This window comes from Yersinia enterocolitica (assembly GCA_002082245.2).
In the GTDB taxonomy this organism is placed as follows: Bacteria; Pseudomonadota; Gammaproteobacteria; order Enterobacterales; family Enterobacteriaceae; genus Yersinia; species Yersinia enterocolitica_E.
Genome location: NBTC02000002.1, coordinates 1,110,193 through 1,135,788 on the forward strand (window position 1 = coordinate 1,110,193; position 25,596 = coordinate 1,135,788).

Consider the following 25,596-nt stretch of genomic DNA (forward strand, 5'->3'; position numbering starts at 1 on the left):
CCATGGCTTTGTTAGACTTTTTTCTGTCCCGCAAAAAACCGACAGCCAATATAGCCAAGGAACGGCTGCAAATTATCGTCGCTGAGCGTCGTCGTGGGGACAGTGAGCCCCATTATTTGCCTGACTTGAAACGCGATATTTTGGCGGTTATTTGTAAATATATACAGATCGATCCTGAAATGCTGCATGTGCAATTCGAGCAGAAAGGGGATGATATTTCGGTACTTGAACTTAACGTGACATTACCGGAAACGGAAGAAACGCCTAAATGATTTCTTCGCAATAACTACCCCCTGTATTTATTTACAGGGGGTACTTTCATTTAGTTAACTGTATATATATCCAGCCCATTGTGCTATTCAATATATCTGTCACTGAAACAAGAAAAATCTTAATCTCTATTTCAATTAGTCATAAAGTACTTATGAATTAAAATTGAAACACCCAGAGTGAAGCCCACCCCACTCTGAATATCGATTAATACTGTTTCAAAATCTCAGCCAATTCCGTAGACAACAAATCGCCCCGCCAGCCACTTAATAATTCAGGCTGAGTGTCAGTTGATTTTAGTTTCCAATGCCAACTGAGTAATTGGTTTATTTGACGACGTGACGCCAGTAACTCACTACTCAGTCCACTACGTTCACTGACTGACTGGATCAACGCTTTAATATCTTTAAAGACTTTCTTGTAGCCGGGTTGGTCGATCAGGTTAGCTACCGGTTGCGGCAGCTGCTCTTCCGTTACAGCATTCCCCTCAGCCACCAGCGCCAACAAGGTACGCCCATGATAGCGAATCTCCTGCCCACTCAGGCCAAGGGAATCTAACTCACCCAGCGAGGTTGGCTGATAACGGGCGACTTGCCACAGATTCTCTTCACGCACGACAAAGTTAACCGCCAGATCACGCTCACGCGCCTGACGCAAGCGCCATGCCGCCAGCTTCTGCAAACATGCCAACTGATGGCCACGTAACTGCCAGGCATTGGTTATCTCACGGTAGGCCAGCTCAGGGTCAAGTGTTTCACTGCGACGGCGACACAGTAGTTGGCATTCATCTATCGCTGCATCCATTCGCCCAGCAGCTTCGGTGGCTTCCACTAATTTAGCTGCCAAAGGTAACAGATAGAAAACATCAGCGGCGGCATAATCACACTGTTTTTCACTGAGTGGACGGGCAATCCAGTCGGTACGTGATTCACTTTTATCTAGCTCAACACCTTCAAACTCATTTACCAGCATGGCAAAACCGCAAGACAGGGTTCGGCCAGAAAATGCCGCCAATACCTGAGTATCAATCATCGGCGTTGGCATCCGGCTAAAGGCATTTAAGAACACCTCGAGATCTTCGCTACCAGCATGCAGATATTTCACCACATTCAAATCTTGCAGTAGCTCACTGAAAGGTTGCCATTCAGTGATGGGCAAGGGGTCTATGAGTGAAAGTTGTTCACCGTCATACAGTTGAATCAGGCCCAACTGAGGATAGTAGGTGCGCGTTCTGACAAATTCCGTATCCAGCGCGACATGAGCATGTGTCCGGGCTTGTTCGCAGACCTGCTGCAACGCACTATTGGTCGTGATCAACTGATAATTCAAAACGTGATTCTCTTGGTCGTTAGTCTATGACAAACACAACAACGCCGGCGATGACCGGCGTTGTTGATGATGATTGAGTGACGCTGTTAAGTTAGGCTGCGTCTTGGTTGCTACCTTTAGCCTTAACTTGTTCGTCACGCAGTTCCCTACGTAAAATTTTGCCGACATTCGATTTCGGCAACTCGTCGCGGAACTCTACTATTTTCGGTACTTTATACCCTGTAAGGTAGCGGCGGCAATGGGTTAGCAGCTCTTCAGGTGTCAGTGAGGCATCTTTTTTCACGACAAACAGTTTTACCGTCTCGCCAGAGACCTCATTAGGCACGCCAACCGCAGCAGATTCCAGCACTTTCGGATGTAACGCTACCACATCTTCAATCTCATTGGGGTAGACGTTGAAACCAGAGACCAGAATCATATCTTTTTTACGATCAACGATACGTAAAAAACCTTGTTCATCAAGGGTTGCGATATCGCCAGTTGCCAGCCAACCGTCTTTCAGCACTTCATCCGTCGCTTCTGGCCGCTGCCAATAGCCTAACATAACTTGTGGACCACGCACCCATAGTTCACCCGGTTCACCCAATCCAACTTCGTTACCCTCATCATCCACCAGCCGAACATCGGTAGAAGGGACAGGCAGACCAATGCTGCCACTGTAGTGTTTCAAATCATAAGGATTACCCGTCACTAACGGCGAGCACTCGGTCAAACCATAACCTTCCAGCAGATGTTTCCCAGTCAGTTTTTCCCATCGTTCAGCAACCGCTTTCTGCACTGGCATGCCGCCACCCACAGAAAGGCGCAGTGTGGAGAAATCTAACTTGGTGAACTCTTCATTATTCAACAAAGCATTAAATAACGTATTTACACCCGTCATGGCGGTGAATGGATAACGACTTAGCTCTTTTACCATTCCCGAAATATCACGCGGATTGGTTATCAATAAACTGCGCCCACCTAACTCAATAAACAGCAGGCAGTTCATGGTTAAAGCAAATATGTGATAGAGGGGGAGTGCCGTGACCACCAGCTCGTGGCCGGGTTGCAGCAAAGGTGCATAAGCCGCTTTCGCCTGCTCCAGGTTCGACTGCATATTGCGGTGTGTCAGCATTGCGCCTTTCGCCACCCCTGTCGTACCTCCGGTATATTGCAAAAATGCCAGGTCAGTATTGATAATATCCGGTTTAACATATTGCAGACGGCGACCTTTTTGTAGCGCAGTGCGAAACGAAATAGCATCGGGTAGATAATATTTCGGTACCAGTCGCTTGATGTATTTCACCACGAAATTAACCAGCGTCCCTTTGGCCGTCGACAACTGATCACCCATGCGAGTTAAGATGACATGTTTGACTTGGGTTTTAAAAACGATCTTTTCCAGCGTGTGAGCGAAGTTGGAGACAATAACGATTGCCACAGCTCCGCTGTCATTCAGTTGATGCTCTAACTCGCGCGGGGTATACAGCGGGTTAACATTCACCACCACCATACCCGCACGCAAAATACCAAACAAAGCTATGGGATATTGCAGCAAGTTGGGCATCATCAAGGCGACACGGTCACCTTTTTGTAACCCTAAACCTTGCTGTAGATAGGCGGCGAAAGCACGGCTACGCTCTTCCAACTTACGGAAGGTCATCACCTCCCCCATATTGATGAACGCAGGTTGGTCCGCATAACGCAGTGCGGCGTTCTCAAACATTTCCACCAAAGAAGAATAGCGATCCGGGTCAATCTCTGCGGGGACATCTGCCGGATAACGCTTTAGCCATACTTTTTCCAAGGTAGCACTCCTGAAATTATTATTGATCGCCAGAGTAAGACGCAAATTCACACCAGAACTTTAACAATATTTTAACTCAGCTTACCAGTTTGCTTTCAAACAATTTTGAGGTTGGGATATACGTCACTATTTTCTGGCGCCGAGATCTCAAAAATAACTAAGGCAGCCAATGCCGCCCATTAAAATTCAATAAAATCAAAATATTACAGGCGATTTTTAGCATTTAAAGCCATAACTCTTTGATTATATAATCTTTTATGTTTTATCGACGTAAAAAAGGCGCTGAATTCAGCGCCCTTCATGCCATTACACCCTAACATCTGGCAGCAATTGAAACCGGTCAGACTACCTACTCCGTAACAATAGTTTGAATCTGTGCTGGTCCCGGGTTGTACCAACCACCCCATCCCGGCCCCCACATCCCAGGGTTGTGGTAACCCCACGGGCCCATTGCCGGTGGCATCATCACTTGTTGTGCAAGATTCCAACGTTTGTAACCTGTGGCATTTATCACCACAAAGTCATACGGCGTCATCCCAATTTTACCGGCTTCAACACCGGTAATCGGCCCAACCACGGTCACCAGGTGACCACGAAAATCAACTGGCTCAAGGAAACCATTAACATAGGCTATCACTCGCCCTTGTGACGGCTCCCCCAAAATAGGTCTGGCACCCGAGTCTAAGGGTACGCTGGCAATTTCAAGCCGGGTGCGATGCGCTTCGTTGGCCACATTGATGACGGTCCCACCAAAACGCGCCTCCTGGCCTATAAAGACCTTCGGATCGGTTCGAACCAAATTAAGATTTTGCTGCGGCGTCGCAGTGGTACCCTGAATAGCAGGCGGGACAGTAACACAGCCGGACAGAAGCAAAACGCCCAATCCTAGCCAGCCACACGTCCATTTACGGCTTCTATTCTTTATAGATTGAGTTGCTGACGTATTTATCGCCATAGTGTGCTGCTCCTTATCATATCTATAGCTATCTGAATATTTTAGACTCTAAACAGGATGACAAGTTGCTATATCGTTAATTTTTCACATTTCCGTGGCGCAGTTCAGTTCTAACGGCCTGGCAGTTTTTTCCAGGTCACTTCATTTCTCAGATACACTGGCTCGGCATTTTCCACACTCACCATCCGCCCGTTCGCCCATGATGATAATGCCAGTGGCAACATATCCTCTGCCTGCGGCAGTAGCATCTGCCCGTCAGCCAGCACCACGTTATCGCTGCTAACCAGATCAGGATACGTCTGCCAGCCAGTGCCTACTGTGGCCCAATGGCCGCTCAGTGATGGCGCGTGTGCCAAGACTTGTGCCGGCGTCATTACTGCCTCAGTCTGTTCACCAAGCCAATCGCCTTGTGCGTCACGCTCAAACTCACCCCAATAGACTTCCCCCATGCGGGCATCAATCGCAGCCAATACGCGAGACGCGCCTGTCAGACGGAATGCCCCCTGAGCCATGGTCTGTAAGGTGGAAATACCTATCATTGGTAAGTCTGCGCCCAGAGCCAATCCCTGACCAATACCGATACCAATACGGACACCGGTAAAGCTACCAGGGCCACGGCCAAAGGCCAATGCATCGAGTTGCGTCAGTGATAAACCTGATTCAGCCAGTACTTGCTGCACCATCGGTAAGATTCGTTGGGTGTGTTCCCGTGGACAAAGCTCAAACAACGCCTGAACTTCGCCGTTATTCCACAATGCAACAGAACATGCTTCTGTTGCGGTATCGATCGCTAAAATTCGCGTGGACATGCCAACCTCGGCAGGAAAAGAGTATGAATTCAATACAGGGCGCGCATGATAGCACACCCCTCCTCGCTTTTCCCTTAATCGCGTTGCTTGAGAAAAGCGATGGCTTTCGCCAAATCACGGGTGCGGGGTGCTGGCGGGAGACTATTAAGGAACATCGCGCCATAAGGGCGCATCACCAGGCGATTATCACAGATAACCAGCACGCCGCGATCGTCGATGTCACGAATCAAACGCCCCACACCTTGTTTCAAGGTAATAACGGCATCAGGCAATTGCACATCATTGAACGGGTCACCACCACGTAGACGGCAATCTTCGATGCGGGCTTTCAACAAAGGGTCATCCGGTGAGGTAAACGGCAATTTGTCGATGATGACACAAGATAACGCGTCGCCCCGCACATCCACCCCTTCCCAGAAACTGCTGGTCGCCACCAGCAGTGCATTGCCTGCTGCTACAAACTGTGCCAGCAACTGCCCCTTGCTGGTTTCGCCTTGCACCAAAACAGGTAGCGTCATGCTGGCGCGGAACTCTTCGGCTAAACCACGCATCATCTGGTGTGAGGTACACAAAAAGAAGCAACGCCCTTTATTGGCATCAATCAGTGGCTTTAGCATCACCGCCAGTTTACGGGCAGCCCCAGGTTCATTTGCCGAAGGCAAATTGCGTGGCACACAGAGTAATGCCTGATTGGCGTAATCAAACGGACTGGGCAGGAGTAGCGTTTTGGCGTTCGTTAGCCCCAACCTTGAGGTGAAATGTGATAACTGATCATTAACCGACAGTGTGGCAGAGGTAAAAATCCAGCTTCCCGGTTTTTCTTCTATCAGCTCACGAAAACGATCAGAAACCGACAACGGTGTCAACGCCAGTACGAAATGGCGTGAATTACACTCATACCAATAGCTGTAGCCGGGTGTAGTGACATCTTTTAAACGCTTAAGGCGGTTGCGATACACCGTTGCACGTTCAAAAGCAGCATCCAGCATGGCTGAACGGCCAAGGGAAAGCTTCATCACGTCATAACACAACTCCAGCGCATCATCGAGCAACAGCAACGCCCGCTGAATCGCCGGTTGTTCCAGTACATCACGTAAATTGCCGCGATATCCCGGGTCGCCGAGCACCAGACGGAAATCTTGCGTGCTTTGCGTCAGACGGTCGGCGCTTTTTTGCAATTGAGCGGAGTCACGCACTTCGGTGCGATAGGCAATAATAATATCTTTTGCCAAATCCATTAGTTGTCTACTGGTCAGTTGCTGACCAAAGTATTGGCTGGCAATATCGGGGATCTGGTGGGCTTCATCGAAAATCATCACATCTGCGGTGGGGATCAGTTCGGCAAAACCGCTCTCTTTCACCACCATATCCGCCAAGAACAGATGGTGGTTCACCACCACTATATCTGCATCCATCGCCTTACGGCGGGCTTTGACCACAAAACAATCTTTATACAGCGGGCAATCACTACCCAGACAGTTATCATTGGTACTGGTGACCAACGGCCAGACAAAGCTATCCTCAGCCACCTGGCCACAGGTACTGATATCACCATCGATGGTTTCGGCTGACCAGCCACGCAAACGAACCAAATCAACCAATGTCTCACTGGCTAATTCACCCCCGGCCAATGATTGCTGTTCAAGTCGTTCCAGACAAAGATAGTTTGAGCGCCCCTTTAATAAGGCCAGCTTCCCTTTGTATTTGAGAGCAGTCGCTACCGTGGGTAAGTCACGCGAATAGAGCTGATCTTGTAACGCTTTCGAACCTGTGGAGATAATCACTTTGCAATCAGCACGCAGTGCGGGCGCCAAATAGGCAAATGTTTTACCGGTACCGGTACCTGCCTCTACCACCAATTGTTGTTTGGCATCAATAGATTCACTGATGGCCGCCGCCATTCGGCGCTGAGACTCTCGGGGGTTAAAACCTGTAATGGCCTGCGCTAATGCGCCGTCTGTTGCAAAATCGTCTGTCACGCGTTCTCTTCCGGGCGAAATCAGCGGTGATTATGCCAAGCCTATCGCCCCGCGACCACACATTCTCATCATAAGCTATGCTACCCTACTACTGATAACTGACATTGACATTCACACAAGGGAGTGAAAATGAGTATTGAACGAATTAATCCAGAAAAACGTTGGTCAGATGCTGTGGTATTTAACAACACTATCTATTACACCAGCGTACCGGAAAATCTGGATGCAGACGCCACGGCGCAAACTGCCAACACACTGGCAGCAATAGATATGATGTTGAATCAGCTCGGTTCAGATAAAAGCCGTATTTTGGATGCCACCATTTTTCTGGCAGACAGTGCGGACTTCGCGGCGATGAATGCGGCGTGGGATGCCTGGGTGGTTGATGGCAATGCGCCAGTGCGTTGTACCGTCGAAGCCAAATTGATGAATCCGAAGTACAAAGTTGAAATCAAAATTATTGCGGCTATTTGATTTTGCGATCTGCGGGGCGACTGCACTGATGGGCACTCTGACGGCTCGCGCCCCTTGTATTTTAAACAAATAAGGACCCATTCAGTACATTTCCCCGCTTATCAGCTTCGATTAAAAACTGTCACTCGATATACCCAAAGTAACTGGAGTTGCAGGTAGGCGGCCAGCAAACAAATCCCGATGAGCTTACACCGGTAAGTGATTCGGGTTTGCGCGCGCAGCCAACACCCCTGCTGCTTCAAGTACAAAGGGGATATCAGGACAGCTTAATCATCACCATGCCGGCCAGTAGCAAAATCAGGCCGATCCAGCCTTTATAGTTCAGTCGCTGATTAAACAAAATCCAACCTGCGGCCACGGTGGCGGCAATACCGAACCCGCCCCACAAGGCATAAGCCACTGATAATTCAATGCCTTTCACTGCTTGTGCCAAAGCACTGAATGCCCCTAACACTGACAGCAGTGATAATATGCCTAACCATACTCGGCGAAAACCATCTGACATTTTCAGCAAGATATTGGCAATGATTTCCAGGATGACCGCCAAAATCAGAAACGCAATATGGTAAAACTCAAGCTGTTGCATGCTGCTCACCTGAATTGTTGTGCGGACTGCTTGGTTTCTTCGGCTTACGCGTCCCTGACTTCACTAACATTATGCCGCCGATCAAGGTCACTAAACCGGCAATTTTCAGTGGTGATAAGCTTTCATCAAACCACAGCACGCTAAACACAGTAATAATCAGGATGCCAATCCCTTCCCACAGGGCATAGGCCACGCCTAGCGCGACTTTCTTCACTGCCAGAGCCAGTAAAATGTATGAACCGGTTATCATAAAATACATCACGATATGCCCGGTCATTTCACCACTGACACTGGCATATTTCATTGATAACGTGCCGATAATTTCTGCGACAATCGCTAAACCTAAAAATATCCAATAAATCATCATTCTTCTCCTAACACAGCTACCCTATCGATTTCAAAGTGCAAGCAGCGACCTCAAAGAGGCGAGGCCCATGGACGGCCGAGTAATAAGTGGCCAACATCCCTGCTATTTGAAAAGTGACGGGTAAAACGCACGCTAAGGTCTATTTGTTACGGTTATCCTAATTTGATGCCCTATTCACAAGGAATAGACATGCGCAGGCCGTAAGAAATAGAAACTCACTTGGCGTATAAACTTTTTTATACCCTAAATAATTCGAATTGCCGGAAGGCGCTAAGCAAGAGACCCCCGATGAGCTTACATCAGTAAGTGATTCGGGTGATTGAACGCAGCCAACGCACATGCAGCATGACGGGTATTTAAGATGGAAGAATAAAGACGCTACAGCTCGCTACACCAGTGATGCTCACTGGCCAGAATGGCTGACAGGAAAAGTTGACAGGTAGAAGGTTTGAAAGTAATTCCATTAGTTTTAATCATAATATATCTCTTTTTTTTAGCCACACATGCTTTAGCTACATACTTGTTTGCCAAACCTAGTGTGATACGCCTAAAACCCTCATCAAAATGGAATAATTCACTGCTGTATTTTTACCACAGCCAATTTTATAAAGCAAACCATCAATTTTATAAATAGTTTAAAAAAAGAGATTATAAAATAATAAGTTAGTGGTTCTAAAAAAACAAAACCCCTGCATGGCAGAGGTTTATAGTTTGACGAGATTATGCGAATTATCTCGTCAGTTCAGGAGGTTAGAACAGCTTATGCTGTTGCACCCGCCACGGCTTGTTTGGCTAATTCAGTAATACGAGCGTAGTCCCCTTTTTCCAGCGCATCTGCCGGAACCAACCATGAACCGCCAATACACAATACGCTTTTCAGCGCCAGGTAATCACGGTAGTTATTCGGGGTAATGCCGCCGGTTGGGCAGAAACGCACTTGCGAGAATGGGCCGCCGATGGCTTGCAATGCTTTAACACCACCGTTAGCTTCTGCCGGGAAGAATTTAAACTCACGCAGGCCATAACTCATACCCAGCATCAGTTCTGAAACGGTGCTGATCCCAGGAATTAATGGGATTGAGCCTGCAGTGGCTGCCTTAAGTAATTCATCAGTCAGCCCTGGGCTGATAGCAAATTGCGCGCCAGCCTCAACCACATCAGCCAACTGCTGTGGATTGAGCACAGTACCTGCGCCGACAATCGCCTCAGGAACTTCTTTTGCGATAGCACGGATAGCCTCAACAGCACAAGGGGTGCGCAACGTCACTTCCAGCACCCGAACACCGCCAGCCACCAGGGCTTTTGCCAACGGTACCGCCTGCTCGAGCTTATTAATCACAATCACCGGGACCACGGGGCCTGCGGTCATGATCTGTTCTGCGCTCGTTTTCCAGCTTTTCATCAGTTGTTATCTCCACTTATGCCGATTGGCATGTACTCACCCGAGGGTGCCAGTTGAAATATGGCAGGCAGAACATGTATTCCTGCTTCTGTCTGCCATAAAGAATCACAATGCGAGCCAGCTAACGACTCTTTATTATTGCGCCTAGGTGAGGCGCTGTTATCGGGAATATACCCGTCATACTTCAAGCTGCATGTACGTTGGCTACGCTCAATAACCCGAATCACTTACTGATGTAAGCTCATCGGGGTTAATGAGCCTCATCCTACGGGCTAGCATAAATACTGTTCAAATCGCTTCCCGACCGATTTGTCTCTCGCTTGCCGCCTTCCTGCAACTCGAATTATTTAGGGTATAGTCATAACCTAAATATTTATTCGAACTCATTCCATGAACGACCGTCGCGGGTAATCATGGCAACGGATGCCACCGGCCCCCAGGTTCCAGATTGATATGGCTTAGGTGCGTCATTATCAGCCGCCCATGCATCCATAATGGAATCGACCCATTTCCACGCTTCCTCAACCTCATCACGGCGCACAAACAGTGCCTGAATACCACGCATGGTCTCCAGCAACAGACGTTCGTAGGCATCAGCAATATGCTGCTCGTTAAAGGTTTTGGAGAAGCTGAGGTCCAGCTTTGTGGTTTGCAGACGGTGTTTATGCTCCAGACCTGGCACTTTATTCAGCACTTCAATCTCGATACCTTCATCCGGTTGCAAGCGGATCGTCAGCTTGTTTTGAGGCAATTGCTGATAAGACTCGCGGAACAGATTCAGTGCCGGATTTTTAAAGTAAACCACCACTTCAGAACATTTTGTTGGCAGGCGTTTGCCGGTTCTCAAATAGAACGGCACCCCAGCCCAACGCCAGTCATCAATATCGACACGGATAGAAACAAACGTTTCAGTGTTGCTGTTCTTATTCGCCCCTTCCTCTTCCAGATAGCCGGGTACTTTATTACCCTGGACAAAACCGGCGGTATACTGACCACGTACTGTGGTTTCCCGCACATTGGTGTGGTCGATACGGCGCAATGATCGCAGTACTTTCACTTTTTCATCACGAATTCGGTCAGTACTGAGATCTGCTGGCGGTGACATGGCAATCATGGTCAGGATTTGCAGCAGATGGTTCTGGATCATGTCACGCATCTGGCCGGCTTCATCAAAATAGCCCCAGCGCCCTTCAATCCCGACCTCTTCGGCAACCGTGATCTGCACATGGTCAATAGTGCGATTATCCCAGTTAGAAGCAAACAGTGAGTTAGCAAAACGCAGAGCCAACAGGTTCAGTACTGTCTCTTTACCTAAATAGTGGTCGATACGGTAAACCTGACACTCGTTGAAATATTCTGCCACTTGATCGTTAATCACCCGAGAAGAGACCAAATCCTTCCCTAACGGTTTTTCCATTACCACACGAGCAGGCTCTTTATTCAGCCCTGCTTCGCCCAATCCTTTACAAATTGCACCAAACGTATCGGGCGGCATGGCAAAGTAGTTAATGGTGGTACGATTTTTTTGATCCAGCATCTTGCCCAATTTGGCAAAGTGTTTGCTGTCATTGACATCCAAATTACAGAAGTCGAGACGAGAACTGAGCTTTTGCCACAATTCATCATCCATCTTCTCTTTCATAAAGGTATCGAGGGCTTCCTTTACCACGGCTGTGTACGCGTCTTTGTCCCACTCGGCACGGCCTACGCCGATGATGCGAGTATCTGGGTGGATGTGACCCGCTTTCTCTAATTGGTAAAGGGAAGGCAGCAGTTTCCGGCGAGCCAAGTCTCCCTTAGCGCCGAAAATCACCAGATCACACGCCTGGGCTGCCTGGGCTGTATTAGTTACCGCCATGTTATTCTCCTCGTTGCAGGATATTTGTAATTTTCTTACATTACTAATGTACTCTCTTTGACTATAGCCAGTAAACCCAGATAAAAGCAGAGCAAAAAAGGTTAAAAAACATCCATCAGGGTGCCAAGCCGCGCCAAATCAGGCCGTGCAACTTTAAAATGTAATTTTATGACGTTTTTGACAACTATTTACCATTATGAAAATTAGACACAGGTCATATTCTGGTGAAAAAACCTTACTTCCCACCCTATGCCACTGCCAACGGGTCCCAGCTCGTAGTATATTTTCATTAAACCGGCATAGATTTCTCCTTTAAATGAAATCGGTAAAACCCATGGGTGACTCTCGATATATGAATACGCTGGAAAATATCCAAAATAGTCTGGACCTCCTGAGCAAATCAGAAAGGAAAGTCGCCGAGGTGATCCTCGCCTCCCCACAAACTGCCATCCATTCAAGTATCGCGACACTAGCCAAAATGGCGAACGTTAGCGAACCGACGGTTAACCGTTTTTGCCGCCGACTGGACACCAAAGGTTTCCCTGATTTTAAACTGCATTTGGCGCAAAGTCTGGCAAATGGCACACCTTATGTGAACCGCAATGTCGAAGAAGATGATAGTGTAGCTGCTTACACGACAAAAATTTTCGAATCGACCATGGCCAGCTTGGATATGGCGAAAAACAATTTAGATATTGCGGCCATTAATCGGGCAGTAGATTTACTGACTCAGGCGAAGAAAATTTCGTTCTTTGGCCTTGGCGCCTCTGCCGCGGTTGCTCACGATGCGATGAATAAATTTTTCCGTTTCAATATTCCGGTAATTTATTTCGATGACATCGTTATGCAACGTATGAGTTGTATGAATTCCAGTGAGGGTGATGTAGTGGTATTGATCTCTCACACTGGCCGGACGAAAAACCTGGTCGAGTTGGCCCACTTAGCCCGTGAAAACGATGCCACAGTGATTGCTATCACCTCGCGTGATACACCGCTGGCAAATGAAGCAACACTATCACTGCTGCTGGATGTGCCGGAAGATACTGATATGTACATGCCGATGGTCTCCCGTATTGCTCAATTGACATTAATTGATGTGCTGGCAACCGGGTTTACCCTACGGCGTGGAGCAAAATTCAGGGATAACCTGAAACGTGTGAAAGACGCCTTGAAAGAATCGCGCTTTGATAAAGGTTCGCCGCGCGTCAACAGCGGTGAATAACGTCAAGGGCAGAAGTCGCTTTGTTTTGTGTTAGCGCATCTTCTGGAGTAATAATTTGACGTATTATTGGAAAATAGTCCTTGTATGGCGGCGGTAAACGTTACCAAAACCGATAAGGGGTAAATAGCTCGCTTTTGTAATGTTGTCATTGATGTATTGGTGGTGCTCGGATGGGGCCATTTATGCATCAATCGTTTTACATCCGCAAGCGGATAACATGCATGGCGCTGTGTGGTAAAACAGGGTTATCGTATCGCATGTCGTCGTAAAATTTGATCTTAATTACATTTTACTATCGGATTCATTATCCGCTGTTTTAACAACACCATGCTTCATCAGTCAACGGAGTAAGAGATGTCCAGACGGCTCAGAAGGACCAAGATTGTTACTACACTGGGGCCGGCTACCGACCGCGACAATAATCTGGAAAAGATTATTGCTGCTGGTGCTAACGTAGTCCGCCTGAATTTTTCCCATGGTAGCGCCGAAGATCATGAGTTGCGGGCCAATAAAGTCCGTGAGATCGCTGCAAGATTAGGGCGCCATGTTGCTATTCTTGGCGATTTGCAAGGTCCTAAAATCCGGGTATCTACTTTTAAGGAAGGCAAAGTATTCCTTAACGTACATGATAAATTCTTGCTCGATGCCAATATGGCAAAAGGCGAAGGTGATAAAGACAAAGTCGGTATCGATTACAAAGGCCTACCCGCTGATGTGGTTCCTGGTGATATTTTGCTGCTGGATGATGGCCGGGTACAATTAAAAGTCATTGAAGTCCAGGGCATGAAAGTGTTCACCGAAGTTACTGTCGGTGGCCCTCTCTCCAATAATAAGGGCATTAATAAGCTCGGTGGCGGTCTGTCGGCAGAAGCGCTGACAGAAAAAGACAAAGCCGATATTATTACCGCCGCTAAAATCGGGGTGGACTTCCTGGCTGTTTCGTTCCCACGGACTGGCGAAGATTTGCATTATGCCCGCCGTTTGGCGCGTGATGCTGGCTGTAATGCACAAATCGTGGCAAAAGTTGAGCGTGCTGAAGCGGTTGCAACCGATGAAGCTATGGATGATATCATCCTGGCCTCTGATGTAGTGATGGTTGCCCGTGGTGATTTGGGGGTAGAAATTGGTGACCCAGAGCTGGTGGGAATTCAGAAGAAACTGATCCGCCGTGCTCGTCAGCTTAACCGTGCGGTTATCACCGCGACTCAAATGATGGAGTCAATGATAACCAACCCGATGCCAACCCGTGCGGAAGTGATGGACGTTGCTAACGCCGTGCTAGATGGTACTGACGCTGTTATGTTGTCAGCAGAAACCGCTGCCGGTCAGTATCCAGCAGAAACTGTTGCTGCTATGGCACGAGTTTGTCTGGGTGCGGAGAAGATCCCAAGTATCAATGTGTCTAAACACCGCCTTGATGTGCAATTCGACAATGTCGAAGAAGCTATCGCGATGTCGACCATGTATGCAGCAAACCACCTGAAAGGTATCACGGCCATTATCGCCATGACCGAATCTGGCCGTACGGCACTGATGATGTCCCGTATCAGCTCCGGTTTGCCTATCTTTGCGATGTCGCGTCATGACCATACTTTAAATCTGACGGCAATCTACCGTGGTGTCACGCCAGTTTATTGTGATACCCATACTGATGGTGTTCTGGCGGCCAGTGAAGCTGTCAGCCGACTGAAAGATAAAGGTTTCCTGGTCTCAGGTGATCTGGTTATTGTAACGCAGGGCGATGTGATGGGGACTATTGGTACGACCAATACCAGCCGCATCCTACGTGTTGAGTAGTTTGCTGTAGCCAATAAATGCAAAAGCCCGCGACTAAAATATGCGGGCTTTTTTATGTTTAATCACGATAGCGACTGTTAAATATCCTTACGAACATAAGGCTCTATCTCACCCTCTTTACGGGTTTTCAACAACTTAAGAATCCAGGTATATTGCTCCGGGTTGGGTTTGACCAACAACTCAACTTCTTCATTCATACGGCGGGCAATATAGGCGTCATCAGCATCAGCCAAATCATCCATCGGTGGACGAATATAGATATCAAGGCGGTGTTCGCGATAATTATAGACTGGGAACATCGGTACGATTGCCGCACGACATACTTTCATCAAACGCCCTACTGCTGGCAAGGTCGCCTTATAGGTGGCAAAGAAATCAACAAATTCACTTTGCTCAGGGCCATAATCTTCATCCGGCAAATAGTAGCCCCAGAACCCCTGGCGCACTGAACTGATAAATGGCTTGATGCCACTTTCACGCGCATGAATTCGCCCACCAAACCGCAAACGGGCACTATTCCATAAATAATCAACTAGCGGATTGCGCTGATGATGGAACATACCGGCAACTGGTTTGCCCTGTTCTGCGAGCAGCATTGCCGGTATATCGATCGACCAGGCATGTGGCACCAACAAAATGACATTACGCTGCTGCTGCTGCAACTCGTCAAGAATCTCCAAACCGTGCCAATGAACCCGAGAGAGTACTTTCTTCGGTTCACGAAAGCACAGTTCTGCCATCATCATCAACGGTTGCGCCGCAGTGGCAAACATCTGGTCAATGATATGTTCGCGCTCAGCTTCCGGCAGCTCTGGCATACAATAAAGAAGATTAATCCGCGCGCGACGACGGGCGCTCTTGGCAAACTTGCCCGCCAGACGGCCAATCCCTGCTAACAAAGGATCGCGGAATTTCGGTGGCACATAAGCCATCGCGGCCATAGAACCGGCCCCCAACCATACCCCCCAAAACCGTGGGTGGAGGAAAGATTTCTTAAATACCGGAATAAAGCCAGCGGCGTCATGTTTATCTTTATGCATGGGGGAACTCTTGGAATTCTGTGGGCTAATAATAGTATACCCTTCCTCCTTGAAGCCGCAGGGTTGCTAGCTACTCCCACTCACCCGAATCACTTAACCTAAGTTCATTGGGATTCGTAGGTTTGCTGCCCCCTGCAACTCCACTGTCTGGGTATAACACTCCGGTAGATAGTGGTTACTGGATAGCGGTTAATCCAGTTGTAACTGCGGAATGACCTGCTTGGCGATAGCCAGATATTCACTGCGGTCTTTACCACTCAAGCCTTCTGAGCGCGGTAATTTAGCGGTTAATGGATTAACGGCTTGCTGATTCATCCAGAATTCATAGTGCAAATGAGGACCAGTAGAGCGGCCAGTATTACCTGACAATGCGATACGATCACCACGTTTTACTTTTTGACCTGGCTTGACCAACAACTTTTTCAGATGCATATAACGGGTGGTGTATTGGCGACCATGGCGGATAGCAACATAGTTACCCGCAGCCCCACTGCGTTTTGCGATCACGACTTCACCATCACCGACGGCGAGCACTGGCGTCCCGACAGGCATAGAGAAATCCACACCTTTATGCGGGGCAATACGCCCGGTTACCGGGTTTAGGCGGCGTGGGTTAAAGTTTGACGACACCCGGAATTGCTTCATGGTAGGGAAACGCATGAAACCACGGGCCAGGCCAGAACCAAGCCGGTCATAAAATTTACCGTCATCGGCACGGATAGCGTAGTAATCCTTACCACCGGAACGCATACGCACCCCGACCAGCTGGCTTTGCTCACTGCGGCCATCAAGAATTTCACGTGACATCAAAACCGAGAATTGATCACCTTTACGCAGTTTGGCGAAGTCAAGCTGCCACTGTAATGCTTTAGTGACCGCGCGAATCTCGGAAGCCGTCAAGCCTGCCTTCCTGGCGCTGGTGACAAAGCTGCCATCAAGGCGACCCGTCAGAACCTTGTTGCTCCACTCACCTTTTTGTAGCTCTTTGGTCTCTTTGAAATTATTGCCAACACGGTCATAAGTCCGCGTTTCACGACGAGAAACTTCCCAAGTCAAGCTCTGTAAATCACCGGTATCATTGACGGTCCAAGAGATTTGCTGCCCGATCTTCAGATTACGCAGATCACGGTTTTGCGTCGCCAACAGCGACACATCAGAGATATCAATGCCGTACTGGGTAAGAATGCTGCTCAGGGTATCCCCAGTTGAAACCACATACTCATGAACACCGGTTTCACTAACATCTTTGGCATCTAGCTCATCTTGTGGAATTTCATCATCAGGCGTGGGCTGATCGATGGGTTCGCTGGCTTCAGGTAATAAAATGCGGGTTTGGCTGGTATCTAATACCACGCTCTTAGCGACAGGTTCATGCTCGGGGTGATAAACAAAAGGCCGCCAAACAGCTACGGCCAGTGTCATTACAGTCAACGACCCCAGCATAATACGGTGGGGTCGAGGGAGATTGTTATACGCCAAGGTGATAGTTCGGACTATCTGCTGCACTTATGAGTATCCTTTTAATCTTACTTCAGGCAGCTCACGTATTGGTTCGACAACTGAGACAAAAAGTTCACATAGCTGTCCTTGCCTAATACGATACCGCTGCCCAAGGGATCCAAGGTGCCTGAACGCACATTTGTTCCTTTAGCAACGGCATTAATGACGGCCGGCCTGAATTGTGGCTCAGCAAAAACGCATACCGCTTTATGCTCAACCAACTGTGTTCGAATTTGATGTAAACGCTGCGCACCAGGCTGTATTTCGGGATTGACTGTAAAATACCCTAACGGGCTCAAGCCAAAGTGTTTTTCAAAGTAGCCATAGGCATCATGAAAGACGAAATATCCCTTACCTTGGGCAGGCTTCAACATAGTAGCAATATTTTTTTCGTTTTGCGCTAGTTGATCCTCGAATCGGCGCAGGTTTGCATCTAATTTGTCCTTATTTTGTGGCATAAGTTCCAATAATCTGTCGTGAATAGCGATTGCAGATTGTTTCGCAATCGTTGGCGACAACCAAATATGCATGTTGTTCTCGCCATGATGGTGCTCGTCACTGTGATTATCTTCAGCATGATCATGGTCATGCCCTGCGGTTTCACCTTCATGTTCATCATGTTCGTCACCTTTGATCAATAAAGGTGTAACTGAAGGTAACTCAGCCAGTGCAATCTTTTTATTATCAGCAACTTGTGTCAATGGTTTTGTTAAAAATGCTTCCATTTCTGGTCCGACCCAAATAACCAGCTCGGCACTGCGTAACCGCTGGACATCCGACGGACGAAGCGCATAATCGTGTGGCGATGCACCATCGGGCAATAATACTTCCGTTGGTAACACCCCATCGGCAATGGCAGAGGCAATAAAACCTAATGGCCGTACTGATGTAACGACCGCCGCTGAGGCAATATTAAATGGGTTGGCAATTAAAATTGCGCTGGCTAGCATTGCCCGCTTTAGCCATTTTTTTTTATGTAACATAATACGAATTCTCGACGTTTTGTTGGGTAAAGCGTAATATTATAACATTCACTCGGTTCTGCAAACGTAATCATAATGTCCACATTGGTAACTCTACATAATATATCCGTCACTTTTGGTAGCCGGCGGGTACTGAACGATATCTCCCTTTCACTGCGACCGGGAAGAATTCTCACCCTGCTTGGGCCAAATGGTGCCGGTAAATCGACGCTGGTTCGCGTGGTACTGGGGCTGATTCCTCCCACCAGCGGCACGCTTGTCCGTCAGCCGGGCTTACGCATCGGTTATGTTCCGCAAAAACTTCATTTGGATGCCACATTACCGCTCACTGTAAGCCGTTTTATGCGTTTGAAACCGGGTGTCAAAAAGGCGGATATCCTGCCGGCACTCAAGCGTGTGCATGCAGCACATTTATTAGACCAACCCATGCAAAGACTGTCTGGCGGTGAGAACCAACGCGTGCTGTTAGCCCGTGCATTACTGAACAAACCGCAGTTACTGGTACTGGATGAGCCAACGCAAGGTGTTGATGTTAATGGGCAATTAGCGCTATACGACTTAATCGAGCAACTGCGTAAAGAGTTAGGCTGTGCTGTTATGATGGTTTCCCATGACTTGCATTTAGTGATGGCCAAAACTGATGAAGTATTATGCCTTAACCAACATATCTGCTGTTCTGGTGCACCAGAGGTTGTTTCCACTCATCCTGAATTTATTGCCATGTTTGGCAATCGTGGCGCTGAGCAGCTAGCGGTTTATCGCCACCACCATAATCATCGACACGATTTGCACGGAAAGATTATTTTGAAGAACAGCGGGAGTCGTGAGGCATGATTGAATTATTGCTACCTGGCTGGTTAGCAGGAGTATTATTGGCAACAGCGGCCGGCCCGCTGGGGTCGTTCGTCGTTTGGCGTCGAATGTCCTATTTTGGTGATACTCTGGCCCATGCCTCCTTACTGGGTGTTGCTTTTGGTTTACTGCTAAATGTGAATCCGTTTTATGCCGTGATTGTAATGACCATGGTATTAGCCGTGATTTTGGTGTGGTTAGAACGCCGCCCACAGTTAGCAGTCGATACGCTACTGGGGATCATGGCTCACAGCGCATTATCACTGGGCCTGGTGGTCGTGAGTCTGATGCATAATGTCCGGGTCGATTTAATGGCCTATCTGTTTGGTGATCTGCTTTCCGTAACACTGAGTGATATCTGGTTGATTGCCGTAGGTGTTATTGTGGTGTTAGCGGTGCTGTGTTGGCAATGGCGGGCACTGCTGTCAATGACGGTTAGCCCGGAGCTGGCTCATGTTGATGGGGTCAACCTAGAACGGGTACGGATGTTGCTAATGCTGGTCACCGCACTGACTATCGGGCTGTCGATGAAGTTTGTTGGCGCGCTGATTATCACCTCACTGCTAATCATTCCTGCTGCGGCAGCTCGTCGTTTTGCCCGAACCCCCGAACAGATGGCTGGAATTGCCATCGGTATCGGTATTGTTGCCGTGACCGGTGGTCTGACATTCTCTGCTTTCTATGACACCCCCGCTGGGCCTTCAGTGGTACTTTGTGCGGCGGTCATGTTTGTACTCAGCCTGTCACAAAAGGCGCGTGGATAATTGCTCGATTAAAGGGGGGTTAGAGTAATAAACCCCCTATCCACCCTTACCATTAATGTTCTCAAACCATTAACTCCCGCCACTAATAGCAATAACCTCGTTCACGATTAGCGTCTATTGCTAAATATTCCAACAATCATCAATTCTGTATTTTATATTTTAATTAGTGTGATCAACCACAAATACAATAAAATTGCAGTGTAATACCCTGCCTATCACTCAAATCAATGAGCAATATAATGGTTATGCAGATACCTCTTTCATTTCTGCATGGGCTTGTATGCTCCCAATTTACGCAGAATGATTATTCCGCAGAGGCGGTTCTCATGGATAGATCCACACCCACTGGTTTACTTCAGCAACCCAAACCATTCTTCATGATTTTCTTTGTCGAACTATGGGAGAGGTTCGGTTATTACGGTGTTCAAGGTATTCTTGCTGTTTTCTTCGTAAAGCAGTTAGGGTTTTCACAGGAACAAGCGTTTGTCACTTTTGGGGCTTTTGCCGCTTTGGTTTATGGCCTGATTTCGATTGGTGGATATGTCGGCGACCATTTATTAGGCACTAAACGCACCATGGTATTAGGCGCTATCGTGCTGGCTCTCGGATACTTTGCTACCGGTTTATCACTATATAACCCAAATCTAATCTTCTTTGCTTTGGGGACCATTGCTGTCGGTAATGGTTTGTTTAAAGCTAATCCGGCTAGCCTATTGTCAAAATGCTATCTCCCCAAAGATCCACGCCTTGATGGGGCCTTCACCTTGTTTTACATGTCGATCAATATCGGCTCCCTAATTTCACTGTCATTGGCTCCGGTTATTGCCGAACGCTTCGGTTATACCGTGACCTATTATTTGTGCGGTATTGGTTTGATTTTTGCTTTGTTGGTCTATTTCTGCTGCCGCCATATGGTGAGTCATATCGGTTCCGAGCCTGATGCTAAACCGTTAAATTGGCGAAACTTGCTACTGGTACTGGCTGGTAGTGCGGTGATGATATGTCTCTGTGCTTGGTTAATGAACCATGTGGTGATTGCCAATCTGGTGCTGATCGTCTTATCGTTGATTGTGGTATTTATCTTTTTCAAAGAAGCATTTAAGCAGGATAAATTAGGCCGCAATAAAATGTATGTCGCTTTTATTCTGATGATTGAAGCTATCGTCTTCTACGTGCTGTATGCACAGATGCCGACGTCACTCAACTTCTTCGCCATCAATAATGTTCATCATGAAATTCTTGGTTTCACTATCAATCCGGTGAGTTTCCAGGCACTAAATCCATTCTGGGTAGTGGTGGCCAGCCCGATTTTAGCCTCAATTTATACCCGCCTGGGCAGTAAAAACCGTGACTTATCGATGCCGGCCAAATTTACTTTAGGTATGTTTTTATGTTCACTGGGTTTTCTGACAGCGGCCGCCGCGGGGATGTGGTTTGCTGATGCACAAGGTCTGACATCACCTTGGTTTATCGTTCTGGTTTACTTATTCCAGAGCCTGGGGGAATTGATGATCAGTGCTTTAGGTTTAGCGATGGTGGCGGCACTGGTACCGCAATATCTGATGGGCTTTATTCTGGGGATGTGGTTCCTGACGCAAGCCGCATCGTTCCTGATTGGCGGTTATGTTGCCACCTTTACCGCGACACCAGAAGGGATAACAGACCCACTCGAAACACTGCCTATCTATACCGATGTTTTTGGCAAAATTGGCATCGCCACACTGGCCATTGCACTGGTTATGGCGCTACTCATTCCATGGCTTAATCGAATGATTAACATACCTGTCGGCGAACAAGCAACCGCCTGACTATCACTCCATCAGGGCTGGCATTGGCTCAGCCCTGCATCAAAAAATTTACTCTTCGCGGGTAATCCCAAAATGTTTGTAAGCATGATTGGTGGCAATTCGCCCACGTGGTGTGCGTTGAATAAAACCTTGTTGGATCAAATAAGGTTCCAGTACGTCTTCAATCGTTTCCCGCTCTTCGCCAATCGCGGCGGCCAAGTTATCCAGCCCTACCGGACCGCCCATAAACTTGTCAATCACGGCGAGCAACAGCTTACGGTCCATAAAGTCAAACCCTTCGGCATCGACATTAAGCATATCTAGCGCTTTCATCGCCACATCGCCGTTAATCGCGCCATCGGCTCTGACCTCAGCAAAATCTCGCACCCGGCGCAGCAGACGGTTAGTGATACGTGGCGTCCCTCTTGAACGACGCGCCAGTTGATGAGCCCCTTCTGGCGTCAGTTCCAACCCCATACACTTGGCACTGCGCGCGACAATATGTTCTAAATCTGCCACCTGATAAAATTCCAGGCGTTGCACAATACCAAACCTGTCACGCAGTGGAGAGGTCAATGAACCGGCGCGAGTGGTGGCACCAATCAGGGTAAATGGCGGCAGATCAAGTTTGATTGAACGGGCGGCGGGGCCTTCACCAATCATGATATCCAATTGATAATCTTCCATTGCCGGATAGAGGATCTCCTCTACAACCGGCGATAATCGATGGATTTCATCAATAAACAGGACATCGTGTGGTTCAAGATTGGTCAGCATCGCCGCTAAGTCACCGGCCTTTTCCAAGACCGGGCCGGAGGTAGTTCGCAGGTTCACCCCCATCTCATTAGCAACAATATTTGCCAATGTGGTTTTACCCAGCCCTGGCGGGCCGAAAATCAGGACATGATCAAGCGCGTCGCCACGCTGTTTTGCCGCCTGAATGAAGATTTCCATTTGCTCGCGGACGTGGGGCTGCCCGACATATTCTGCCAATAGCTTTGGTCGGATAGCCCGATCAATGCTCTCTTCATCACTGATAATACCTGCCGATATCAGGCGGTCTGCTTCAATCATCCTGTATGACTCACTCTATAATGCGGAACGCAGAGCGTCGCGGATCAGGGTTTCACAGTCAGCACCCGGTTTAGCAATTTTGCTCACCAAACGGCTGGCTTCCTGTGGTTTATAGCCCAAAGCAACCAGTGCCGAAGCAGCTTCCGCCTCAATATCGGCATCCGATGTTTGCGATGAACTGGCGGGCAACTGAATATCGCCGGTATTATTGAACAGATCGCCATTCAGACCTTTAAAGCGGTCTTTCATTTCCACCACCAGCCGTTCGGCCGTCTTCTTGCCGACACCGGGTAATTTAACCAAAGTGGTAATGTCTTCCCGTTCAACCGCGGCCACAAATTGCTGCGCAGACATGCCGGAGAGAATGGCCAGCGCCAGTTTAGGACCAACACCGTTAACTTTAATCAGTTCGCGAAACAGCGCCCGCTCCTGCTTATCATTAAAGCCATACAAAAGCTGAGCATCTTCACGCACGATAAATTGGGTAAAGATAATGGCTTCCTGCCCCAAGTCCGGCAGCTCATAAAAGCAGGTCATTGGTAATTGGACTTCATAGCCAACACCGTTTGTTTCCAACAGCACCAACGGTGGCTGTTTTTCCAGAATGATACCTCTGAGGCGCCCTATCACGTTGACTCTCTCCTCGTTTACCCGCGGTCGGGTATAAACATAATGGCTGTTTATAGCATAAAAAAGGCTGGATGGATATCCAGCCAACAATAACTGTTAACCTGTTCGCGTCTGGTAATGGGTTAGCGAATTCTGCCACGCGCCAATGTCATTTGGTCATTCCCCAATCGCAAGGTATTTTGACTAAGATGGCAATGGGTTATCGCAATAGCTAATGCATCAGCCGCATCGGCCTGGGGATTCGCTGGCAGTTTTAACAGTGAACGCACCATATGTTGAACCTGACTTTTTTCTGCCGCCCCGGTTCCCACCACAGTTTGCTTTACCTGGCGGGCTGCATATTCAGAAACCGGTAAATTCAGGTTTACCGCAGCAACAATTGCAGCGCCGCGTGCTTGCCCCAGCTTTAACGCCGAATCCGGGTTTTTCGCCATAAACACTTGTTCAATAGCAAAAAAATCAGGTTGGAACTGAGTGATAATTTCAGTCACACCAGCATAAATTAGCTTCAGACGAGTAGGCATATCGTCAACAACAGTGCGGATACAACCGCTGCCCAGATAAGTGAGCTGACGGCCTTGCTGGCGAATAACGCCATAACCGGTGACACGAGAACCGGGATCGATGCCTAATACGATCGCCATACCAGTTTTTTACCTTATTCGCTGCATTGCTTCTCATTAATATTATGTTGAGTAACATTAATGAGCAAAGGCACCGTACCTGTGCAATACCGGGGGTGCCTCTAAAAACACTGGCCACAGAATGCGGCCAGTGAGAATGACATAACTCATTGAACAACCGGATGAGATGACGCTGTTTTACAATGTTGCCGCCACTTCATCAGAGATTTCACCGTTATGGTAAACCTCTTGCACATCATCAGAATCTTCCAGCATATCGATCAAACGCAGCAGTTTTGGTGCGGTTTCTGCATCCAAATCCGCTTTGGTTGATGGAATCAACGCAACTTCAGCACCTTCAGCCACCAGACCCGCTGCATCCAAAGCATCTTTCACCGCGCCCAATGACTCCCAAGCAGTGAACACATCAATAGCACCGTCATCATATACCACGATATCATCGGCACCCGCTTCCAATGCCGCATCCATCACGGTATCTTCAGCCAGACCTGGTGCGTAAGAAATGACGCCTTTTTTGGTAAACAGATAGGAAACAGAACCATCGGTTCCCAAATTACCGCCGGTCTTAGTGAATGCATGGCGGACTTCAGATACGGTACGGTTACGGTTATCACTCAGACATTCAACCATCACGGCAGTGCCGCCAGGTCCGTAGCCTTCGTAAATAATGGTTTCCATATTGTTATCTTCGTCACCACCAACACCACGGGCAATTGCGCGGTTCAGGGTGTCACGCGTCATATTATTCGATAACGCTTTATCGATGGCCGCACGTAAACGTGGGTTTGCGCCGGGATCACCACCACCCAGACGTGCCGCAGTCACCAGCTCACGGATAATTTTAGTGAAAATCTTACCGCGCTTAGCATCCTGTGCCGCTTTGCGGTGTTTTGTGTTGGCCCATTTACTATGACCTGCCATAAATAAGTATCTCCAAAAATACTAGCTTGAATAAAGAACATACTCTTCAATCGCTTGCTGATTACTCCAGGATTTAGTTAATGCTGCGGCATCTGCAGCATCTAACCACTGGTAGGCAAGATGTTCGGTGATAACCACATCCCGCTCTTCGGGTAACGCCAGACAGAACCAATGTTCTTTATTCCGCGTAACACCCGGCGCATAGCGACGGCGCAAATGCACAAAGAGTTCAAATTCCACACAACGCAGGCAGTCGAGTAGATCAAGGTTTTCACCCAGTATATCAATGCCGACTTCTTCCTTTACTTCGCGCTGTGCGGTTTGCCGCGGCGCTTCCCCCTCTTCCAGACTGCCGGTCACCGACTGCCAAAAATCAGGATCATCACGCCGTTGCAACATCAACACCCGACCACTGGATCTGGCGTAGATCACCGCCAGTATTGATTCTGGGCGCTTATACCCGTCATCTTTCAAACTGCAAGTGTGTTGGCTTCGCTCAATCATCCGAATCACTTACCGGTGTAAGCTCACCGGGATTCTCTTGCTTGCCGCCTTCCTGCATCTTGA

24 protein-coding genes and 1 pseudogene are annotated in these 25,596 nt (G+C 48.2%); 7 read left to right on the top strand and 18 right to left on the bottom strand.

All coding sequences use genetic code 11. From position 1 onward, the window contains the following. Positions 1 to 2 precede the first annotated feature (2 nt). Positions 3 to 272, top strand: a complete 270-nt coding sequence (locus A6J66_006465; GenBank protein PNM23873.1) for a cell division topological specificity factor — start codon at positions 3 to 5, stop codon at positions 270 to 272. Positions 273 to 477: 205 nt separating this feature from the next. Here A6J66_006465 and A6J66_006470 read toward each other — a convergent pair whose 3' ends face one another. From A6J66_006470 to A6J66_006490, 5 genes are all read right to left on the bottom strand, one after another. Continuing rightward, the gene (locus tag A6J66_006470; GenBank protein ID PNM23874.1) at positions 478 to 1,599 is read right to left on the bottom strand and encodes a ribonuclease D; all 1,122 of its coding nucleotides are present in this window, start codon (positions 1,597 to 1,599) and stop codon (positions 478 to 480) included. Positions 1,600 to 1,690: 91 nt separating this feature from the next. After that, the gene (locus tag A6J66_006475) at positions 1,691 to 3,385 is read right to left on the bottom strand and encodes a long-chain-fatty-acid--CoA ligase FadD (protein ID PNM23875.1); all 1,695 of its coding nucleotides are present in this window, start codon (positions 3,383 to 3,385) and stop codon (positions 1,691 to 1,693) included. Positions 3,386 to 3,734: 349 nt separating this feature from the next. Continuing rightward, positions 3,735 to 4,340, bottom strand: a complete 606-nt coding sequence (locus tag A6J66_006480) for a hypothetical protein (protein PNM23876.1) — start codon at positions 4,338 to 4,340, stop codon at positions 3,735 to 3,737. Between the two features lie 110 nt (positions 4,341 to 4,450). Beyond that, entirely contained in the window at positions 4,451 to 5,149 is a 699-nt protein-coding gene (tsaB, locus tag A6J66_006485; protein PNM26915.1) for a tRNA (adenosine(37)-N6)-threonylcarbamoyltransferase complex dimerization subunit type 1 TsaB, read from the bottom strand. Between the two features lie 74 nt (positions 5,150 to 5,223). Continuing rightward, positions 5,224 to 7,128 (bottom strand): ATP-dependent helicase, encoded by a 1,905-nt coding sequence (locus A6J66_006490; protein ID PNM23877.1) that lies wholly within the window; start codon positions 7,126 to 7,128, stop codon positions 5,224 to 5,226. Between the two features lie 129 nt (positions 7,129 to 7,257). Here A6J66_006490 and A6J66_006495 point away from each other — a divergent pair, with 129 nt between their 5' ends. Then, positions 7,258 to 7,602, top strand: a complete 345-nt coding sequence (locus A6J66_006495; GenBank protein ID PNM23878.1) for a RidA family protein — start codon at positions 7,258 to 7,260, stop codon at positions 7,600 to 7,602. Between the two features lie 256 nt (positions 7,603 to 7,858). On the opposite strand, the gene A6J66_006500 is transcribed toward A6J66_006495, so the two are convergent. From A6J66_006500 to zwf, 5 genes and pseudogenes are all read right to left on the bottom strand, one after another. Then, positions 7,859 to 8,188, bottom strand: a complete 330-nt coding sequence (locus tag A6J66_006500; protein PNM23879.1) for a spermidine export protein MdtI — start codon at positions 8,186 to 8,188, stop codon at positions 7,859 to 7,861. Then, positions 8,175 to 8,555: a multidrug/spermidine transporter subunit MdtJ gene (locus tag A6J66_006505; protein PNM23880.1), complete on the bottom strand. Its 381-nt coding sequence runs from the start codon at positions 8,553 to 8,555 to the stop codon at positions 8,175 to 8,177. The genes A6J66_006500 and A6J66_006505 overlap by 14 nt, the downstream gene beginning before the upstream one ends. Positions 8,556 to 8,793: 238 nt before the next feature. Beyond that, a pseudogene (locus A6J66_006510) lies at positions 8,794 to 8,895 on the bottom strand (type I methionyl aminopeptidase). Positions 8,896 to 9,315: 420 nt separating this feature from the next. Then, entirely contained in the window at positions 9,316 to 9,957 is a 642-nt protein-coding gene (locus tag A6J66_006515; protein PNM23881.1) for a keto-deoxy-phosphogluconate aldolase, read from the bottom strand. 373 nt (positions 9,958 to 10,330) lie between these two features. Continuing rightward, positions 10,331 to 11,815, bottom strand: a complete 1,485-nt coding sequence (gene zwf / locus A6J66_006520) for a glucose-6-phosphate dehydrogenase (protein ID PNM23882.1) — start codon at positions 11,813 to 11,815, stop codon at positions 10,331 to 10,333. 352 nt (positions 11,816 to 12,167) lie between these two features. Between zwf and A6J66_006525 the strand changes: the two genes are divergently transcribed. Together A6J66_006525 and pyk are read left to right on the top strand one after the other, a co-directional pair. After that, positions 12,168 to 13,037, top strand: a complete 870-nt coding sequence (locus A6J66_006525; protein ID PNM23883.1) for a MurR/RpiR family transcriptional regulator — start codon at positions 12,168 to 12,170, stop codon at positions 13,035 to 13,037. A gap of 354 nt (positions 13,038 to 13,391) precedes the next feature. Further along, positions 13,392 to 14,834, top strand: coding sequence for a pyruvate kinase (gene pyk / locus A6J66_006530; protein PNM23884.1), 1,443 nt, complete (start codon positions 13,392 to 13,394; stop codon positions 14,832 to 14,834). Between the two features lie 77 nt (positions 14,835 to 14,911). On the opposite strand, the gene msbB is transcribed toward pyk, so the two are convergent. The 3 genes from msbB to A6J66_006545 all read right to left on the bottom strand — a co-directional run bounded on the left by msbB (position 14,912) and on the right by A6J66_006545 (position 18,357). Beyond that, positions 14,912 to 15,874, bottom strand: a complete 963-nt coding sequence (gene msbB / locus A6J66_006535) for a lauroyl-Kdo(2)-lipid IV(A) myristoyltransferase (protein PNM23885.1) — start codon at positions 15,872 to 15,874, stop codon at positions 14,912 to 14,914. Positions 15,875 to 16,063: 189 nt separating this feature from the next. After that, positions 16,064 to 17,380 (bottom strand): murein DD-endopeptidase MepM, encoded by a 1,317-nt coding sequence (locus A6J66_006540; GenBank protein PNM23886.1) that lies wholly within the window; start codon positions 17,378 to 17,380, stop codon positions 16,064 to 16,066. 20 nt (positions 17,381 to 17,400) lie between these two features. After that, the gene (locus tag A6J66_006545; GenBank protein PNM23887.1) at positions 17,401 to 18,357 is read right to left on the bottom strand and encodes a zinc ABC transporter substrate-binding protein; all 957 of its coding nucleotides are present in this window, start codon (positions 18,355 to 18,357) and stop codon (positions 17,401 to 17,403) included. A gap of 75 nt (positions 18,358 to 18,432) precedes the next feature. Between A6J66_006545 and A6J66_006550 the strand changes: the two genes are divergently transcribed. From A6J66_006550 to A6J66_006560, 3 genes are all read left to right on the top strand, one after another. After that, on the top strand, positions 18,433 to 19,191 hold the full coding sequence (locus tag A6J66_006550) for a zinc ABC transporter ATP-binding protein ZnuC (protein ID PNM23888.1): 759 nt from the start codon (positions 18,433 to 18,435) through the stop codon (positions 19,189 to 19,191). After that, entirely contained in the window at positions 19,188 to 19,973 is a 786-nt protein-coding gene (locus A6J66_006555) for a zinc ABC transporter permease (protein ID PNM23889.1), read from the top strand. Before A6J66_006550 ends, A6J66_006555 begins: the two co-directional genes overlap by 4 nt. Before the next feature lie 326 nt (positions 19,974 to 20,299). Further along, on the top strand, positions 20,300 to 21,781 hold the full coding sequence (locus tag A6J66_006560) for a dipeptide/tripeptide permease DtpB (GenBank protein PNM23890.1): 1,482 nt from the start codon (positions 20,300 to 20,302) through the stop codon (positions 21,779 to 21,781). A 48-nt stretch (positions 21,782 to 21,829) separates the two neighbouring features. Here A6J66_006560 and A6J66_006565 read toward each other — a convergent pair whose 3' ends face one another. From A6J66_006565 to A6J66_006585, 5 genes are all read right to left on the bottom strand, one after another. Beyond that, positions 21,830 to 22,834, bottom strand: coding sequence for a Holliday junction branch migration DNA helicase RuvB (locus A6J66_006565; protein ID PNM23891.1), 1,005 nt, complete (start codon positions 22,832 to 22,834; stop codon positions 21,830 to 21,832). Between the two features lie 15 nt (positions 22,835 to 22,849). Then, complete coding sequence (locus A6J66_006570) at positions 22,850 to 23,464, bottom strand: Holliday junction branch migration protein RuvA (GenBank protein PNM23892.1); 615 nt, start codon at positions 23,462 to 23,464, stop codon at positions 22,850 to 22,852. 122 nt (positions 23,465 to 23,586) lie between these two features. After that, positions 23,587 to 24,108 (bottom strand): crossover junction endodeoxyribonuclease RuvC, encoded by a 522-nt coding sequence (locus tag A6J66_006575; protein PNM23893.1) that lies wholly within the window; start codon positions 24,106 to 24,108, stop codon positions 23,587 to 23,589. Between the two features lie 177 nt (positions 24,109 to 24,285). Continuing rightward, the gene (locus A6J66_006580; protein ID PNM23894.1) at positions 24,286 to 25,029 is read right to left on the bottom strand and encodes a YebC/PmpR family DNA-binding transcriptional regulator; all 744 of its coding nucleotides are present in this window, start codon (positions 25,027 to 25,029) and stop codon (positions 24,286 to 24,288) included. 21 nt (positions 25,030 to 25,050) lie between these two features. Beyond that, on the bottom strand, positions 25,051 to 25,533 hold the full coding sequence (locus tag A6J66_006585; protein ID PNM23895.1) for a dihydroneopterin triphosphate diphosphatase: 483 nt from the start codon (positions 25,531 to 25,533) through the stop codon (positions 25,051 to 25,053). Positions 25,534 to 25,596: the final 63 nt, after the last annotated feature.